The organism is Rhodoferax ferrireducens (assembly GCF_031458075.1).
GTDB lineage: Bacteria > Pseudomonadota > Gammaproteobacteria > Burkholderiales > Burkholderiaceae_C > Rhodoferax_B > Rhodoferax_B ferrireducens_A.
The window spans coordinates 1,113,596-1,128,609 of record NZ_JAVDXT010000002.1; the positions used below are offsets into that span (position 1 = coordinate 1,113,596).

Sequence of the window (15,014 nt, forward strand, 5' to 3'; positions counted from 1 at the left end):
GACGCGTGGTTTTAGCGCTTGCGCGGCGTTTTGACGACCTTCTTGGCCTGGGATGATTTGACCACCTGGGCTGTGCTACTGCTTCGTTGTTTGGGGGCGCTCAGCCGCACCGGCAGGAACAGCACGACCTGCTGCCCGGCCTTCAGGGCGGTACTGGTCTTGATGTCGTTCCAGTCGGCCACATTGCTGGCGGTTACGCCATAGCGCTTGGCGATGCTGGCCACGGTATCGCGCTTGCTGGCTTTGACCGAGGTTTTGCGGTTGACGATTTCCGGCGCCAGGCTCAGGTAGGCGGTATCGGCCACTTTGCCACTGACATCCTGCATGGCGGCAGAGCGTGGCACGATCAGGGCCGAGCCGGCCTTGATCAGCATGCGCGGCGGAATATTGTTGACGCTGCGCAAGTCGTATTCGCTCATGCCAACCTGCTGGGCTGCGGCGCTGACGCTCATGGTGCTGGGCGCGGTCCAGGCGGTCCAGCTGGCGTACTGGCCCTGCTTGTAGGCTTCCAGGTTGCGGGTGAAGATATTCGCGTTGTCCCAGGGCAGCAGAATCTGCGGCGTGCCGGCCGCCAGAATCACCGGTCGGTGCGACGATGGATTCAAGGCCTTGAAATCTTCCAGCCGGATATCGGCCAGCTTGGCGGCCAGCGCCACGTCGATGTCGTGTGAGAGGTCTACCGTCTGGAAGTAGGGGTGGTTTTCAATCAGCGGCAGCTCGGTGCGGAACATGTCGGGGTTGGCGATGATGTTCTTCACCGCCTGCAGCTTGGGCACGTACAACCGGGTTTCGGCCGGCATGTTCAGTTCGCTATAGCTGATGCCCAGGCCCAGCTTCTGGTTGCGGGCAATGGCCCGGCTGACGCTGCCTTCGCCCCAGTTGTAGGCCGCCAGCGCCAGTTGCCAGTCGCCAAACATGCCGTACAGCTTTTGCAGGTAGTCGAGCGCGGCGCGGGTCGAGGCCAGCACGTCACGCCGGTCGTCGCGGAACAGGTTTTGCTTGAGTTCAAAGTAATTGCCGGTAGCCGGCATGAACTGCCACATGCCCGCCGCCTTGGCGCTCGATACCGCCTGCGGGTTGAAGGCACTCTCAATGTACGGCAGCAAGGCCAGCTCGGTCGGCATGCCGCGGCGCTCCAGCTCCTCCACCACATGGAACAGGTATTTGCTGGAGCGCTCGGTCATGCGCTGGATGTAGTCCGGGCGCGTGGCGTACCACTGCTCGCGGTCGGACACCAGGTCGCTCTCCAGGTTCGGCATGGCAAAGCCGCGGCGGATGCGCTCCCACAGGTCGACGGGCGGCTTCAGCTGGGCTACGCCGCGCGAGCTGGCCTCGGCCGCGGTAATGGGCTGTAGGCTGCCGCGTGGGTAGACCGCGGTATGGGGCGTGGTCGTGGCACCGGGCTTGGCCGCGGTGTCAGTGCGGGCCGCCGGTGCATCCAGCGATGCATCGGTTTTGGGGCCAACGGTGGCACAGCCGGTAAGCCATAACAGCGCCGACAGGCCGACAAGAGAGAGAAGTTTCATTAGAACTGGTTTTTCCAGGTGCGAAGTGCGCCTAACACGCTGGCTTCATCAAAGGTGGTTGCATCAAACGCCCGGGCCGCGTCTTGTACGGTGGCCTGGCGGGTGCGCAAAAAAGGGTTGATCTGTAGCTCCAGCGCAATGCTGGACGGCAGCGTCGGCTGGTTGGCCGCACGCAAGACGACACATTGCGCCTGGTACTGAGCCAGCGCAGTATTGTCCGGTTCCACCGCGCGGGCAAATTTCAGGTTACTAAGAGTGTATTCGTGGGTGCAGCAGACCCGGGTTGCGCCCGGTAAAGCGGCCAGCGCGCTCAGCGAAGCCAGCATTTGCGCGGGCGTGCCTTCAAACAAGCGGCCACAGCCGCCGGAGAACAAGGTGTCGCCGCAAAACAGCAGGGGCGCGCCCTCGTAGTCGGCACAGTAGTAGGCGATGTGGCCGGCGGTGTGGCCGGGTACGTCGATGACCGCGAATTCCAGGCCCAACGCTGTTACACGCTCCCCTTGACTCAGCTTGCGCAAGGGCTCCGGGATGCGCTCGCGCGCCGGGCCGTAGACGCTGGCGCCCGTGGCTTCGCGCAGGACGGTCACGCCACCGACATGGTCCGCATGGTGGTGGGTGACTAAAATGGCGTCCAACTGCAGGCCATGCTGCTGCAGCGCGTGCAACACGGGCTGTGCGTCGCCCGGGTCCACCACCAGCGCGCGGTGGCCATCGTGCAACATCCAGATGTAATTGTCGGTAAAAGCAGGCAGGGCAAGCAAGTTCATGGGTAGTGAAATTATAAGTTTGCACGAATGGTTGAAGACCCCGCCCGGCCGCTACCTGCTGGACTGGGAGGGCGGCCGCTTCGACGAGGCTGTGGCCGACGTGTTTGGCTACCATGCACTCCAGCTCGGGCTGCCAGAGTTGCCAGCCTTGCAGAATAACCGCATACCGCACCGTTGGCTGGCCGCCAATGCGTTCCGCGCGCCTCTGGCCGGCGGGGCGGTCGACCCGCGGGCCACCCTGGTCACCGATTTCGCGGCCCTGCCTTTCCCCGAGAGCAGCCTGGACCTGCTGCTACTGCCGCATGCGCTGGAACTCAGCCCTGACCCCCACACCACTTTGCGCGAAGCCGAGCGGGTGCTGGTGCCCGAGGGCCGGGTGGTGATTTCGGGCTTCAATCCGGTCAGCCTGTGGGGGCTGCGGCAAACCCGGGCCCGGATGTACCGCCGACTCGGCGTGGGCGACCTGTACCTGCCCGAGGCCGGGGAATTCATCGGCTACTGGCGCTTGCGCGACTGGCTGCGCCTGCTGAGCTTCGAGGTGGAATCGGTGCAGTTTGGCTGCTACCGCCCGTCGGTGCGCAGCGAGGCCTGGCTGCAGCGCTTTGCCTGGATGGAACGCGTGGGCGAGCGCTCCTGGCCCATCCTGGGCGCTGTGTATTTTGTGGTGGCGGTCAAGCGGGTGCGCGGCATGCGCTTGCTGGGGCCCAGCTGGAAGGCGCCCAAGGTGCTGGCCAACGCGCCGGTCCCCATCGCCAACCGCAAAGCCCACCGTGACGCCCACGATGGCCGCTAAGCCATCTGGTAAAAACGACCCCTGTTTGATTGATATAGAAAGCTGTGTTTGAACCACGTTGACATGTATACCGATGGCGCCTGCAAGGGCAACCCTGGCCCGGGCGGCTGGGGCGTTTTGCTGACCTGGGGCGGTACCGAGAAAGAACTGTTTGGCGGCGAGCTGGCCACCACCAATAACCGTATGGAAATGATGGCCGTGATCGAGGGCCTGAGCGCACTCAAGCAGCCTTGCAGTATCACCTTGTACATCGACAGCCAGTACGTGCTCAAGGGCATGACCGAATGGCTCAAGGGCTGGAAGTCCCGCGGCTGGATGACCGCTTCCAAAGAGCCGGTAAAGAACGTCGACCTGTGGCAGCGGCTCGACACGCTGGTGAACACCGCCGGCCACAAGATCGAATGGCGCTGGGTCAAGGGCCATGCGGGCCACCCGGGCAACGAGCGTGCCGACGCGCTGGCGAACCGTGGCGTCGACCTGGCCCTGGCCAAGCGCTAAACCCCGACAGGCCATGTCCGAGCACACCTTCCTCTGGCACGACTACGAAACCTTTGGTGCCAATGCGCGGCGCGACCGGCCGGCCCAGTTCGCCGCCATCCGCACCGATGCCGAGCTGAACGAGATCGGTGCGCCGATGATGCTGTACTGCCAGCCGGCGCCGGACTTTCTGCCCGATCCGCAGTCCTGCCTGATCACTGGCATCACCCCGCAGATCTGCCTGCAGCGCGGCGTGCCCGAGACCGCGTTTGCGGCCCAGATCGAGCAGGCCTTCAGCCAGCCCGGCACCATAGGCGTGGGCTACAACACCATCCGTTTCGATGACGAGATCACGCGCTTCATGTTCTGGCGCAATCTGATCGATCCGTATGCGCGCGAATGGCAAAACAGCTGTGGCCGCTGGGACCTGCTGGACGTGGTGCGCACCGCCTATGCATTGCGCCCCGACGGCATAGCATGGCCCACCAAACCCGAAGGCGGCCCCAGCTTCCGCCTGGAAGATCTGAGCCGTGCCAACGGCCTGCTGCACGAGGCTGCGCACGATGCCTTGTCCGACGTGCGCGCCACCATTGCGCTGGCCCGGCTGATCCGCAACGCCCAGCCGAAGCTGTTCGACTTCTGCCTGGGCCTGCACAAGAAAGACCGGGTCGCGGCCGAGCTGGGCCTGCCCACCACGGTGCAGGCGGCGCGGCCGTTTCTGCATATCTCCGGCATGTTCCCGGCCGAGCGTGGCTGCCTTGCGCTGATGTGGCCGCTGGCCATGCGCCCGAATAACAAGAATGAACTGATCGCCTGGGACCTGGCGCACAGCCCCGCCGCACTGGGCAGCATGAACGCCGACGAGATCCGCCTGCGCCTCTTCAGCAAGGCCGACGAACTGCCTGAAGGGGTAGAGCGCCTGCCGATCAAGACCATCCACCTGAACAAGTCGCCCATGGTGGTGGCCAACCTGAAGACCTTGACGCCCGAGCTGGCCGCGCGCTGGGGCTTGGTGGGCGATACGCTGCGAACCCACGCGGCCGAGATTCGGGCGTTACCCGACCTGAGCGCCATCTGGCCGCAGGTGTTCAGCCGGCCGGCCGAGCCCGCGCGCGATGTGGACGAAGACTTGTACGGCGGCTTTGTCGGCGACCACGACCGCCGCCGCCTGAGCGATCTGCGCACGCTGTCGCCCGAGAAGTTGGCCCAGGTGCGCAGCAGCTTTGACGACAGCCGGCTGGACGAGCTGCTGTTCCGCTACCGTGCGCGCAACTTCCCGGCCAGCCTGTCGCCTGAAGAGCAGCAGCGTTGGGAGGAACACCGCGCCGCACGCCTGTTTGACGGGGAGGGCGGTGCCCGCACCATCGACACGCTGTTCAGCGAGATCGATGCCCTGTCGGAAACCGCGGACGAGCGCGGCGAAGAAATTCTGGGTGCCTTGTACGACTACGCCGAAGCGATCGCCCCCGATCGAGATTGACCGCCCGGTCAACGCCACCACCACCAAGGATTGCACCCATGGCCCGAAGTCTCAGCAGTCTGTGGTTGAAAAGCCTAACCCGTATCGCCAAGACCCAGCAGAAGAAGCTGGTCAGAAGTTTGACGGTGGCGACCAAGAAGGCGACCAAGGCCGCGGTCAAAAAAGCGCTCGCGCCCCCGAAACCGGCGCCCAGGCCTGCCGCCCAACCAACGGCCAGGCCTGTCGCGAAGCCCGCCGCCAAATCCGCGCCACCGGCGATGTTGCCGGGCAGTTGGACGCGTTCCTTCTTCGCCGCACCCAACGGCCAGCGTATGAGTTACTGGCTGTACCTGCCACAGCGCAGCACGGCGCAGGCCTTCAAACCTTTGCCCTTGGTCGTCATGCTGCATGGCTGCACCCAGACCGCGCCGGATTTCGCCCAGGGCACGCGCATGAACCAGCTGGCCCAGCGCAAAGGCTTTGCGGTGCTGTATCCACAGCAGCTGCTGACCATCGACGCCCACCGCTGCTGGCAGTGGTACCAGCGCGCCACGCAAAATGGCGGCGGCGAGGCCGCACTGGTGGCGGGTATGGTCACGCAGGTGGTGGCCAGGTTGGGGTTGGATGCAAGCCGGGTCTACCTGGCCGGCATTTCGGCCGGCGCGGCGCTGGCCCAGATCATCGCGCTGCGCTACCCCTTTCGCATTGCCGCTGTGGGCCTGCATTCCGGCCCGGTGTTTGGCACCGCGGACAACCGCATGGCGGCCTTTGGCGCGATGCAGACCGGCGGTGGCACCCATGTGGCGCAGGCGGTACATGCGTTGGCGGATGGCGGCGGCTTTCCGCGCATGCCCGCCATCATCCTGCACGGCGAGGCCGACAAGGTGGTGCGCATCGTCAACCAGCAGCAGGTGGCACAGCAGTTTCTGCGCATCAATGGCATCGCCGACCTGGCCCCGGTCACCGTACTCAGTCCCGCCCGGCCCAAGGGCCGCAGCCCGCGCCATGCCTTCCAGACGCAGGACTACCGTGTGGGCCGCAAACCCATCGTGTCGGTGTGCCGCATTGCCGGGCTGGAGCACGCCTGGAGCGGCGGCGATGGCACGCTGCGCTTCAACGACAGTGTGGGGCCGGACGCCAGCGCGCTGCTGTGGGCCTTCTTCGCCAAGCACCGGCGGCTGCGGGCCGTTCCGTAGTTTGCTATGGTTTAAATAGCTGCTTGCGCTGGTGGAATATGCGCGAGGGCCGTATTTTTTGTAAAAGCTCCCCTGCTCACCAGCCTAGCGTGTCAAACAGCGCCGGCACGCCGGCCAGCGTGGGTAGGGTGGCGTCGGGGCTGTAGTCGGGTAGCGGGCTGCGCCGGCCGCGGTCGATCCAGACGCAGCGGAAGCCGATGTCGCGGGCGGCCGCGTGGTCCAGGTGCGGGCTGGCGCAGATGTGGACCACATCCTCCTTGGCCACCTGCAGCTGGGCATACGCATATTCGAACAGCTGGCGCGCAGGTTTGTAGGCGCCGCCTTGCTGGGCGGTGATGACCCGGTCTATGCAGCCTCCCAGTTGGGCCACGTTGCCGGCAATGATGTCATCGTCGGTGTTCGAGATGATGCACAACCGGTAGCCGCGCGCCTTCAGCTGCTGCAGCGCGCCCACCATCTCGGGGAAGGGGGGCATAGCGCCTATGCGTTCGGTCAGGCGCAGGCCGTCGTCGGCCTGGCTGGGCAAGCCCAGCTCGGCCAGCGCCAGGTGCAGCGCCGTGCCCGAGACCTCGCGGAACGAGCGGTGCGGCGGGCTTTGCTCCAGCGCGTGCTCGTGCCGGTCGTACACGGCGATCAGTGTGGCCGGGTCGACGTGGGGAGCGTTTTTGGTCCGCAGAATCTCGGCGAAGACGGCTTGCAGCCCCTCGTCCCACTGGATCAGGGTGCCGTAGCAGTCGAAGGTCAGCCATTGCGGCCGGGGTGTGTGGTGCAGGGACATGGTGGTGTGCGGTGGGTGGATCGAGCCTGCACTGTGGAACATGCGATGCATATTTGCAAATTGATTTAATATTGATTTCTGATTTGAATAATCACTAACGAAACCATGCTCGACCTCGACCTGCTGAAGACCCTGGTGTGCGTGGTGGACGAGCGCAGCTTCACCCGCGCGGCCGAGCGGGTGCACCGCACGCAGTCCACCGTCAGCCAGCAGATCCTGCGGCTGGAAGACAGCGTGGGCCATGCCTTGCTGCAGCGCGACCGCACCGGCAAGAACGTGGCCCCCACCGAGCGCGGCGAGATGCTGGCCGGCTATGCGCGCCGGCTGCTGGCCATCGCCCAGGAGGCCGAGGACGCGCTGGCCAGCTCCAGCGCGCTGGCCACGGTGCGCATCGGCTTGCCAGAGGATTTCGACGCGCGCCGCATGACGGCCATCCTGTCTGGCTACATGGCCATCGCCCCCCATGTGCGGCTGGAAACCACCAGCGGCATGAGTGTTGATTTGCAGCGTGCTCTGGCCGCCGGCAGCATCGACATGGCCTTGCTCAAGCGCGAGCCCGGCAGCGGCCCCTGCATCGCGTCCTGGCCCGAGCCCCTGGTGTGGGTGGCCGGCACCACGCATGTGCCGCCGGCGGACGAGGTGCGGCTGGCCTTGTATCCACAGGGCTGCATCTACCGGCTGCGGGCCACGCGTAGCTTGGACAAGGCCGACAGGCGCTGGCGCATCGTGTTCGGCAGCCAGAGCCTGGCCGGCATCCAGGCGGCGGTGGCCTCGGGCCTGGCCGTCAGCGTGCTGCCGACCAGCGCGGTGCTGGCCGAGCACCGCGTGCTGGGGCCGGCCGACGGCTATCCCGCGCTGTCGCCCTGCGAACTGGCCCTGGTCGGGGCCGCGCTGCCGCTGAGCGCCGCACAGCGCAGCCTGGCCGACTATCTGCGCAACGCTATCAGTAGCGCCTAATTGCTACCATTTAAATAGCTGCTGGCGCAGGTGAAATAAGCGCGGGAAGGCAATTTCTTATATATTTTTAACTACGGGAAACTCCCTGTGATCGGCTGGGTAACCCGTCAGTAACTTGTCAAAAAGCTGTGCTCATAATCCCGTCAACAAAATAAGCCTGGACCGGTATTCGGTGAACAGGAACTGGAGGCATCCATGCGCAGCACCCACCCGTACCAACAGGGTTTGGACAAGAACCCTGCCAACTTTGTGGCCTTGTCGCCGCTGAGCTATATCGAGCGCTCGGCCCATGTGTACCCCGACCGCCTGGCCATCATTTACGGCGACCGCCGCCAGACCTGGGCCCAAACCTATACCCGCTGCCGCCAACTGGCCGGTGCCTTGCAGGCCCGCGGCATAGGCGAGGGCGATACCGTGGCCGTGATGCTGCCCAACGTGCCGGCCATGCTGGAAGCCCATTTCGGCGTGCCCATGTCGGGCGCAGTGCTGAACACCTTGAACACCCGGCTGGATGGCGAAGCCATCGCCTTCATGCTGCAGCACGGCGAGGCCAAGGTGCTGCTGATCGACCGCGAATTTGCGCCGGTGGTGGAGAAAGCCCTGTCGCTGCTGGGCGGGCAGCGGCCCTATGTGATCGAGGTGGAAGACCCGCTGGCGCCCGACGGCAAGGCGCTGGGCGACACCAGCTACGAGGCCTTCATCGCCCAGGGCGACCCGCAGTTCGCCTGGCAGCTGCCGGCCGACGAATGGGATGCGATTGCGCTGAACTACACATCCGGCACCACCGGCAACCCCAAGGGCGTGGTCACCCACCACCGCGGCGCCTACCTGAACGCGGCCAACAACGTGCTGGCCTGGCAGATGCCGCACCACGCGGTCTATCTGTGGACGCTGCCGATGTTCCACTGCAATGGCTGGTGCTTTCCCTGGACCATGGCCCTGGTGGCCGGCACCAGCGTCTGCCTGCGCCGGGTCGATCCGGCCGCCATCTTTGGCTTGATCCGCGAGCACCACATCACCCATTTGTGCGGTGCACCGATCGTGTTCAACATGCTGATCCATGCGCCGGCCGCGCTGCGCGAGGGCATCACGCACACCGTGCTGGGCCTGATGGCGGGCGCAGCGCCGCCGGCTGCGGTGATCGAAGGCTGCGAGAAAGCCGGCATCGACGTCACCCACACCTATGGCCTGACCGAGGTGTATGGCCCGGCGGCCGTTTGCGCCAAGCAGGAATCCTGGGCCAGCAAACCCCTGGACGAGCGGGCCCGCCTGAACGGCCGGCAGGGTGTGGCCTACCCACTGCAGCAGGCGATTGCGGTGCTCGACCCCGAGACCCTGCAGCCGGTGCCGGCCGACGGCACCACCATGGGCGAAATCTTCTTCCGCGGCAACGTGGTGATGAAGGGCTACCTGAAGAACCCGGCCGCCACGGCCGAGGCCTTTGCCGGCGGCTGGTTCCACACCGGCGACCTGGCGGTGATGCACCCCGACGGCTACGCCCAGATCAAGGACCGCAGCAAGGACATCATCATCTCGGGCGGCGAGAACATCTCGTCCATCGAGGTCGAAGACGTGCTGCACCGGCATCCGGCGGTGATGCTGGCCGCGGTGGTGGCCCAGCCGGACGAAAAATGGGGTGAGGTGCCGTGCGCGTTTGTCGAGCTCAAGCCCGGCGTCCAGGCCACGGCCGAGGACATCATCGACTTCAGCCGCACCCAACTGGCCCGCTTCAAGGTGCCCAAACACATCGTGTTCTGCACATTACCCAAAACGTCAACCGGGAAAATCCAGAAATTTCTGCTGCGCGCGCAAGTAAAGTCTATGGATTGAGTCAGAAAGGAAATACTTTTGCTTAAAACATTGCCTGACGACACCATTCTCCAGACGCAGGGCCTGACCAAGGAGTTCCTGGGTTTTGCCGCCGTTTCCAATGTGAACCTGCAGGTCAAACGCGGCAGCATCCATGCGCTGATAGGCCCGAATGGTGCCGGTAAAACAACAGTTTTCAATCTGCTGACCAAGTTCATCCAGCCCACCCAGGGCCATATCCAGTTCAACGGCATCGACATCACGCGCGAAAGCTCGGTGCAGGTGGCGCGCCGCGGCATGGTGCGTTCGTTCCAGATCTCGGCCACTTTTGGCCACCTGACCGCGCTGGAGAACGTGCGCGTGGCGCTGCAGCGCAAGCGCGGCGACTCGTTCAACTTCTGGTCGTCGGTGCGCCGGCTGGATGCGCTGAACGACCGGGCCATGGCCTTGCTGGAAGAAGTTGACCTGCGAAGCTTTGCGGATACCGTGGCCATCGAGATGCCGTATGGCCGCAAGCGCGCACTGGAGATCGCCACCACGCTGGCGCTCGACCCCGAGCTGATGTTGCTGGACGAGCCCACCCAGGGCATGGGCCATGAAGACGTGGGCCGGGTGGTGGAGCTGATCCGCAAGGTGTCGGCGAACCGCACCATCCTGATGGTCGAGCACAACCTGTCGGTGGTCGAGTCGCTGTGCGACACGCTCACCGTGCTGCAGCGCGGCAGCGTGTTGGCCGAGGGCAACTACGCCACCGTGTCCAAAGACCCGCGGGTGCTGGAAGCCTATGTGGGGGTGGAAGCATGAGCGATACCTCCCAAGAAGTTTTGCGCCTGAAGGGCCTGCACGCCTACTATGGCGAGTCGCACATCCTGCACGGCGTCGACCTGCATGTGAGCCGCGGCGAGCTGGTCACGCTGCTGGGGCGCAACGGCTCGGGCCGGACCACCACGCTGAAGGCGATTCTGGGCCTGGTCGGCAAGCGCACCGGCTCCATCCTGTTCAACGGAGTCGAGGTACAAAGCCTGGCGCCCCACCGCATTGCGCGCCTGGGCGTGGGCTACTGCCCGGAAGAGCGGGGCATTTTTGCCGGCCTGTCCACCGAAGAAAACCTGATGCTGCCTCCGGTGGTGTCCAGCGGCGGCATGACACTGGATGAAATCTATGCGCTGTTCCCCAACCTGCAGGAACGCCGCAACAGCCCGGGCACCCGGCTGTCCGGCGGCGAGCAGCAGATGCTGGCCATGGCCCGGATTCTGCGCACCGGCGCCAAGACCTTGCTGCTCGATGAAATCACCGAAGGCCTGGCCCCGGTGATCGTCAAGAAGCTGGGCGAGGTGATACGCCTGCTGAAGACCCGCGGCTACACCATCGTGCTGGTGGAGCAGAACTTCCGCTTCGCCGCGCCCCTGGCGGACCGGCACTATGTGTTGGAGCATGGCCAGGTGGCCATGGTTGTGCAAAAAGATGAGCTGGCAGCCAAGACCAGTGCCATGCAAGCCCTGCTCGGCGTTTAAGCCGGTTTTTTTATCCACCGTTGACCAGAGGAGACAACCCATGAAGTTCACCCCCACCCCCCTTGCCCTTGCTGTAGGCCTCAGTGTCTTGCTGGCCGGCGCCGCCCAGGCCCAGGTGTCGGATGGCATCGTCAAGATCGGCGTGCTGACCGACTTGTCGGGCACCTATTCCGACCTCGCCGGCAACGGCGCGGTGATCGCCACCAAGATGGCCATTGATGACTTCGTGGCTGCAGAAAAGCCCACGTTCAAGGTCGAAATGGTCTCTGCCGACCACCAGAACAAGGGCGACATCTCGAGCAACAAGGCGCGCGAGTGGATAGAGCGCGACAAGGTCGACGTGGTGACCGAACTGGTCACGTCTTCCACCGCGCTGGCAGTGCAGAAGATCGCCAAGGAAAAGAACCGCATCGCCATCGTCAACGGCGCTGGCTCTACCGCCATCACCAACGAGAGCTGCAACGACGTGACCGTGCACTGGGCCTACGACACCTATGCGGTGGCCAACGGCACGGCCAAGGCCGTGACCAAGGCCGGTGGCAAGAAATGGTTCTTCCTGACGGCCGACTACGCGTTTGGCCACGCGCTGGAAAAAGATGCGTCGGACGTGGTCAAGGCCAATGGCGGCGAAGTGGTGGGCGGCGTGCGGCATCCGTTCCCCACCTCGGACTTTTCGTCCTTCCTGCTCAAGGCCCAGTCCTCGGGTGCGCAGATCATCGGCCTGGCCAATGCGGGTGGCGACACCATCAATTCCATCAAGCAGGCGGCCGAATTCGGCATCACGCCCAAGCAGCAATTGGCCGGCTTGCTGATGTTCATTACCGACATCCATTCGCTGGGCCTGAAGACCACCCAGAGCATGTACCTGACCGAAGGCTTTTACTGGGATCTGAACGACGACACCCGGGCCTGGTCCAAGCGCTTCTTCGCCCAGCACAAGCGCATGCCGACCATGGTGCAGGCGGGCCAGTACTCGTCCACCATGCACTACCTGAAGGCGGTCAAGGCCATCAACAGCGACGACACGGCCAAGGTGATGGCGCAGATGAAGAAGATGCCGATCAACGACTTCTTCGCCAAGAACGGCAGCATCCGCGAAGACGGCCGCATGGTGCACGACATGTATCTGATGCAGGTCAAGACCCCGGCCGAATCCAAGACGCCGTGGGACTACTACAAGGTCAAGGCGGTGATCCCTGCGGCCGAGGCTTTCCAGCCACTGTCGGCATCGCGCTGCGCTCTGATCAAAAAGTAAGTTGATTCCCCCGGGGCCGCTTGCGGCCCCGGATTCTTTTGCGCTACGAGGGAAACATCCGCTATGGACATCTTCGGCATACCGTCACCCGCATTTTTTGGCCAGCTGCTGCTGGGGCTGATCAACGGCTCGTTCTATGCCATCCTGAGCCTGGGCCTGGCCATCATTTTCGGCCTGCTCAACATCATCAACTTCGCCCATGGCGCGCAGTACATGGTCGGCGCCTTCGTGGCCTGGCTGGCCTTTACCCACCTGGGCATCAACTACTGGGCTGCGTTGCTGTTGGCGCCTCTGGTGGTGGGGCTGGTGGCTGTGCTGATAGAGCGCACCATGCTGCGCCATCTGTACAAGCTGGACCACCTGTACGGCCTGCTGCTGACCTTCGGCCTGGCCCTGATTGCCGAGGGTGTTTTCAAGAATTACTTTGGCGTGTCGGGCCAGTCCTACGAGGTGCCCGAGCTGCTGCAGGGCGGCTTCAACCTGGGCTTCATGTACCTGCCGATCTACCGGGCCTGGGTGGTGGTGGCTGCGCTCACCGTGTGCTTCGGCGCCTGGTATGCGATAGAGCGCACCAGCCTGGGCGCCACGCTGCGCGCCGCCACCCAGCGACCGGACCTGGTGCAGGCCCTGGGCATCAATGTGCCGGTACTGCTGACCGCCACCTATGCGGTGGGCGCAGCGCTGGCCGCCTTTGCCGGTGTGCTGGCGGCGCCCATCATGCAGGTGAACCCGGTGATGGGCTCGAACCTGATCATCGTGGTGTTTGCGGTGGTGGTGATCGGCGGCATGGGGTCCATCTTGGGCGCCATCCTCACCGGCCTGGGGCTGGGCGTGGTCGAGGGGCTGACCAAGGTGTTCTACCCCGAGGCCTCGGCGGTGGTGATTTTTGTGGTCATGGTGTTGGTGCTGCTGGTCAAGCCCGCAGGCCTGTTCGGCAAGCAAGCCTAAAAGTCGAGATGGATTGGAATGAACACTATGACTGAACGCCAGCGCACTATTGCCTTATTTTCGGTACTGATCGCCGCGGGCTGCGTCGCGCCCTTCGTGCTGTACCCCACGTTTTTGATGAAGCTGCTGTGCTTTGCCCTGTTTGCCTGCGCCTTCAACCTGCTGCTGGGCTTTGCCGGGCTGCTGTCGTTCGGGCATGCGGCGTTCTTCGGCGGCTCGGCCTACATCACCGGCTACCTGTGCCGCGACCTGGGGCTGTCGCCCGAACTCGGCCTGCTGGCGGGGGCCGCGTTTGGCGGCGTGCTGGGGGCGCTGTTTGGCATGCTGGCGATCCGCCGCGAGGGCATTTACTTCGCCATGATCACGCTGGGACTGGCGCAGCTGGTCTACTTTGTGGCGCTGCAGATGCCGTTCACCGGCGGTGAGGACGGCATGCAGGGCATACCGCGCGGCAAGCTGTTCGGGGTGGTCGATCTGAACGACAACATCGCCATGTACTTCTTTGTGTTCGCGGTATTTTTGGCCGGCTTCTGGCTGATCCATCGCACCATCCATTCGCCGTTTGGCCAGATTTTGAAAGCCATCCGCGACAACGAGCCGCGGGCCATCTCGCTGGGCTATGACGTGGCCCGGTTCAAGCTGCTGGCGTTTGTGATCTCGGCCTCGCTGGCCGGGCTGGCGGGTTCGATGAAGTCGCTGGTGTTCCAGCTGGCTTCGCTGGCCGACGTGCACTGGCATACCTCGGGCCAGGTGGTGCTGATGACCCTGCTGGGCGGGCTGGGCACCATCCTCGGGCCGGTGGCGGGGGCCTTCACCATCGTCAGCCTGGAGAACCTGCTGGCCGACAAGGTGGGCTCCTGGGTCACCGTCATCATGGGCGCAATCTTTGTGGTCTGCGTGCTGCTGTTCCGCCGTGGCGTGGTGGGCGAGATCGGTGCCTTGTTCGGCAAGAAGCCGGCGGCCAAGCATAGCAGCCATTAAAGCAAAACGCTCCTGTTTTTGATGTCAAAAACAGGAGCGGCCGGTGCAGGTACTGCCTGCGCCAGAGGGCGATTTGGTGTCTGAAAAATTCCTTGTTTTTAGCGCACCAGCAGCACCGGCACATTGCAGTGCGCCAGCACCTGGGTGGCCACCGAGCCCATCACCAGATTGGTCAGCGCGCTGTGGCCGTGCGAGCCCATCACCACCATGTCGCATTTCTCGGCATCGGCAAACTGGGCAATGGTTTCGCCGGCCCGCCCCATCTTCCAGCTGGTCTTGGCATCGATGCCATGGCGCAGCAGAAACTCGCTGACCGGGGCCAGCACTTTCTCGGCTTCTTCCAGGGCATAGCTGTCTACGGCCTCCTTGCCCACCGCGCTGCGTACCCGCGGCGGTATCGTGGGCTGCACGGTCAGCACGACGTAGTCGTTGACGGTGGCAAACAACTCGTTGTGGGTAGCCAGGTAGGCCAGCATTTTCTTGGTGTGGGCGCTGCCGTCCACGGCGAGGAGAATTTTCATGCGATGCCTCCATTGGTTGTGCGCACCAGTGTA

General features: G+C 64.3%; 15 protein-coding genes. 11 read left to right on the forward strand and 4 right to left on the reverse strand.

Going from position 1 to position 15,014, the window contains the following annotated elements:
- Positions 1–11: 11 nt before the first annotated feature.
- Both J2X19_RS14135 and gloB read right to left on the reverse strand, forming a co-directional pair.
- Positions 12–1,526 carry a transglycosylase SLT domain-containing protein gene (locus J2X19_RS14135; RefSeq protein ID WP_310374048.1) on the reverse strand — a complete coding sequence of 505 codons (1,515 nt, stop codon included), beginning with the start codon at positions 1,524–1,526 and terminating at the stop codon, positions 12–14.
- A complete protein-coding gene (gene gloB, locus J2X19_RS14140; RefSeq protein ID WP_310374050.1) occupies positions 1,526–2,293 on the reverse strand; it encodes a hydroxyacylglutathione hydrolase in 768 nt (255 codons plus the stop codon). Before gloB ends, J2X19_RS14135 begins: the two co-directional genes overlap by 1 nt.
- Between gloB and J2X19_RS14145 the strand changes: the two genes are divergently transcribed.
- From J2X19_RS14145 to J2X19_RS14160, 4 genes are read left to right on the forward strand one after another with little or no spacing between them, the layout of a single operon-like run.
- A complete protein-coding gene (locus J2X19_RS14145; protein WP_405048653.1) occupies positions 2,292–3,086 on the forward strand; it encodes a class I SAM-dependent methyltransferase in 795 nt (264 codons plus the stop codon). The two genes, gloB and J2X19_RS14145, sit on opposite strands and share 2 nt — an antisense overlap.
- A 48-nt stretch (positions 3,087–3,134) precedes the next feature.
- Positions 3,135–3,584 (forward strand): ribonuclease HI, encoded by a 450-nt coding sequence (rnhA, locus tag J2X19_RS14150; protein WP_092755098.1) that lies wholly within the window; start codon positions 3,135–3,137, stop codon positions 3,582–3,584.
- Positions 3,585–3,597: 13 nt separating this feature from the next.
- Entirely contained in the window at positions 3,598–5,043 is a 1,446-nt protein-coding gene (sbcB, locus tag J2X19_RS14155) for an exodeoxyribonuclease I (RefSeq protein ID WP_310374054.1), read from the forward strand.
- A 38-nt stretch (positions 5,044–5,081) separates the two neighbouring features.
- On the forward strand, positions 5,082–6,218 hold the full coding sequence (locus J2X19_RS14160) for an extracellular catalytic domain type 1 short-chain-length polyhydroxyalkanoate depolymerase (protein ID WP_310374056.1): 1,137 nt from the start codon (positions 5,082–5,084) through the stop codon (positions 6,216–6,218).
- A gap of 76 nt (positions 6,219–6,294) precedes the next feature.
- Here J2X19_RS14160 and J2X19_RS14165 read toward each other — a convergent pair whose 3' ends face one another.
- Complete coding sequence (locus J2X19_RS14165) at positions 6,295–6,996, reverse strand: haloacid dehalogenase type II (protein WP_310374058.1); 702 nt, start codon at positions 6,994–6,996, stop codon at positions 6,295–6,297.
- Positions 6,997–7,101: 105 nt separating this feature from the next.
- Between J2X19_RS14165 and J2X19_RS14170 the strand changes: the two genes are divergently transcribed.
- From J2X19_RS14170 to J2X19_RS14200, 7 genes are all read left to right on the forward strand, one after another.
- Positions 7,102–7,953 (forward strand): LysR substrate-binding domain-containing protein, encoded by an 852-nt coding sequence (locus tag J2X19_RS14170; protein WP_310374060.1) that lies wholly within the window; start codon positions 7,102–7,104, stop codon positions 7,951–7,953.
- 195 nt (positions 7,954–8,148) lie between these two features.
- Positions 8,149–9,783, forward strand: a complete 1,635-nt coding sequence (locus J2X19_RS14175) for an acyl-CoA synthetase (RefSeq protein WP_310374062.1) — start codon at positions 8,149–8,151, stop codon at positions 9,781–9,783.
- Between the two features lie 30 nt (positions 9,784–9,813).
- Complete coding sequence (locus J2X19_RS14180) at positions 9,814–10,566, forward strand: ABC transporter ATP-binding protein (RefSeq protein WP_092755083.1); 753 nt, start codon at positions 9,814–9,816, stop codon at positions 10,564–10,566.
- Positions 10,563–11,276, forward strand: coding sequence for an ABC transporter ATP-binding protein (locus J2X19_RS14185; RefSeq protein WP_116606440.1), 714 nt, complete (start codon positions 10,563–10,565; stop codon positions 11,274–11,276). The genes J2X19_RS14180 and J2X19_RS14185 overlap by 4 nt, the downstream gene beginning before the upstream one ends.
- A gap of 40 nt (positions 11,277–11,316) precedes the next feature.
- Positions 11,317–12,531, forward strand: coding sequence for an ABC transporter substrate-binding protein (locus J2X19_RS14190; protein ID WP_116606441.1), 1,215 nt, complete (start codon positions 11,317–11,319; stop codon positions 12,529–12,531).
- A gap of 63 nt (positions 12,532–12,594) precedes the next feature.
- Positions 12,595–13,479: a branched-chain amino acid ABC transporter permease gene (locus J2X19_RS14195; RefSeq protein WP_116606442.1), complete on the forward strand. Its 885-nt coding sequence runs from the start codon at positions 12,595–12,597 to the stop codon at positions 13,477–13,479.
- 27 nt (positions 13,480–13,506) lie between these two features.
- Entirely contained in the window at positions 13,507–14,460 is a 954-nt protein-coding gene (locus tag J2X19_RS14200; RefSeq protein ID WP_207776316.1) for a branched-chain amino acid ABC transporter permease, read from the forward strand.
- A 98-nt stretch (positions 14,461–14,558) separates the two neighbouring features.
- Here J2X19_RS14200 and J2X19_RS14205 read toward each other — a convergent pair whose 3' ends face one another.
- Positions 14,559–14,981: a universal stress protein gene (locus J2X19_RS14205; RefSeq protein ID WP_116606444.1), complete on the reverse strand. Its 423-nt coding sequence runs from the start codon at positions 14,979–14,981 to the stop codon at positions 14,559–14,561.
- Between the last annotated feature and the right edge of the window lie 33 nt (positions 14,982–15,014).

Coding starts and splice junctions, on each gene's coding strand:
- J2X19_RS14135 (WP_310374048.1), bottom strand. CDS start 1,526: ATGAAACTTCTCTCTCTTGTCGGCCTGTCGGCGCTGTTATGGCTTACC.
- J2X19_RS14145 (WP_405048653.1), top strand. CDS start 2,292: ATGGGTAGTGAAATTATAAGTTTGCACGAATGGTTGAAGACCCCGCCC.
- gloB (WP_310374050.1), bottom strand. CDS start 2,293: ATGAACTTGCTTGCCCTGCCTGCTTTTACCGACAATTACATCTGGATG.
- sbcB (WP_310374054.1), top strand. CDS start 3,598: ATGTCCGAGCACACCTTCCTCTGGCACGACTACGAAACCTTTGGTGCC.
- J2X19_RS14160 (WP_310374056.1), top strand. CDS start 5,082: ATGGCCCGAAGTCTCAGCAGTCTGTGGTTGAAAAGCCTAACCCGTATC.
- J2X19_RS14165 (WP_310374058.1), bottom strand. CDS start 6,996: ATGTCCCTGCACCACACACCCCGGCCGCAATGGCTGACCTTCGACTGC.
- J2X19_RS14170 (WP_310374060.1), top strand. CDS start 7,102: ATGCTCGACCTCGACCTGCTGAAGACCCTGGTGTGCGTGGTGGACGAG.
- J2X19_RS14175 (WP_310374062.1), top strand. CDS start 8,149: ATGCGCAGCACCCACCCGTACCAACAGGGTTTGGACAAGAACCCTGCC.
- J2X19_RS14185 (WP_116606440.1), top strand. CDS start 10,563: ATGAGCGATACCTCCCAAGAAGTTTTGCGCCTGAAGGGCCTGCACGCC.
- J2X19_RS14190 (WP_116606441.1), top strand. CDS start 11,317: ATGAAGTTCACCCCCACCCCCCTTGCCCTTGCTGTAGGCCTCAGTGTC.
- J2X19_RS14195 (WP_116606442.1), top strand. CDS start 12,595: ATGGACATCTTCGGCATACCGTCACCCGCATTTTTTGGCCAGCTGCTG.
- J2X19_RS14200 (WP_207776316.1), top strand. CDS start 13,507: ATGACTGAACGCCAGCGCACTATTGCCTTATTTTCGGTACTGATCGCC.
- J2X19_RS14205 (WP_116606444.1), bottom strand. CDS start 14,981: ATGAAAATTCTCCTCGCCGTGGACGGCAGCGCCCACACCAAGAAAATG.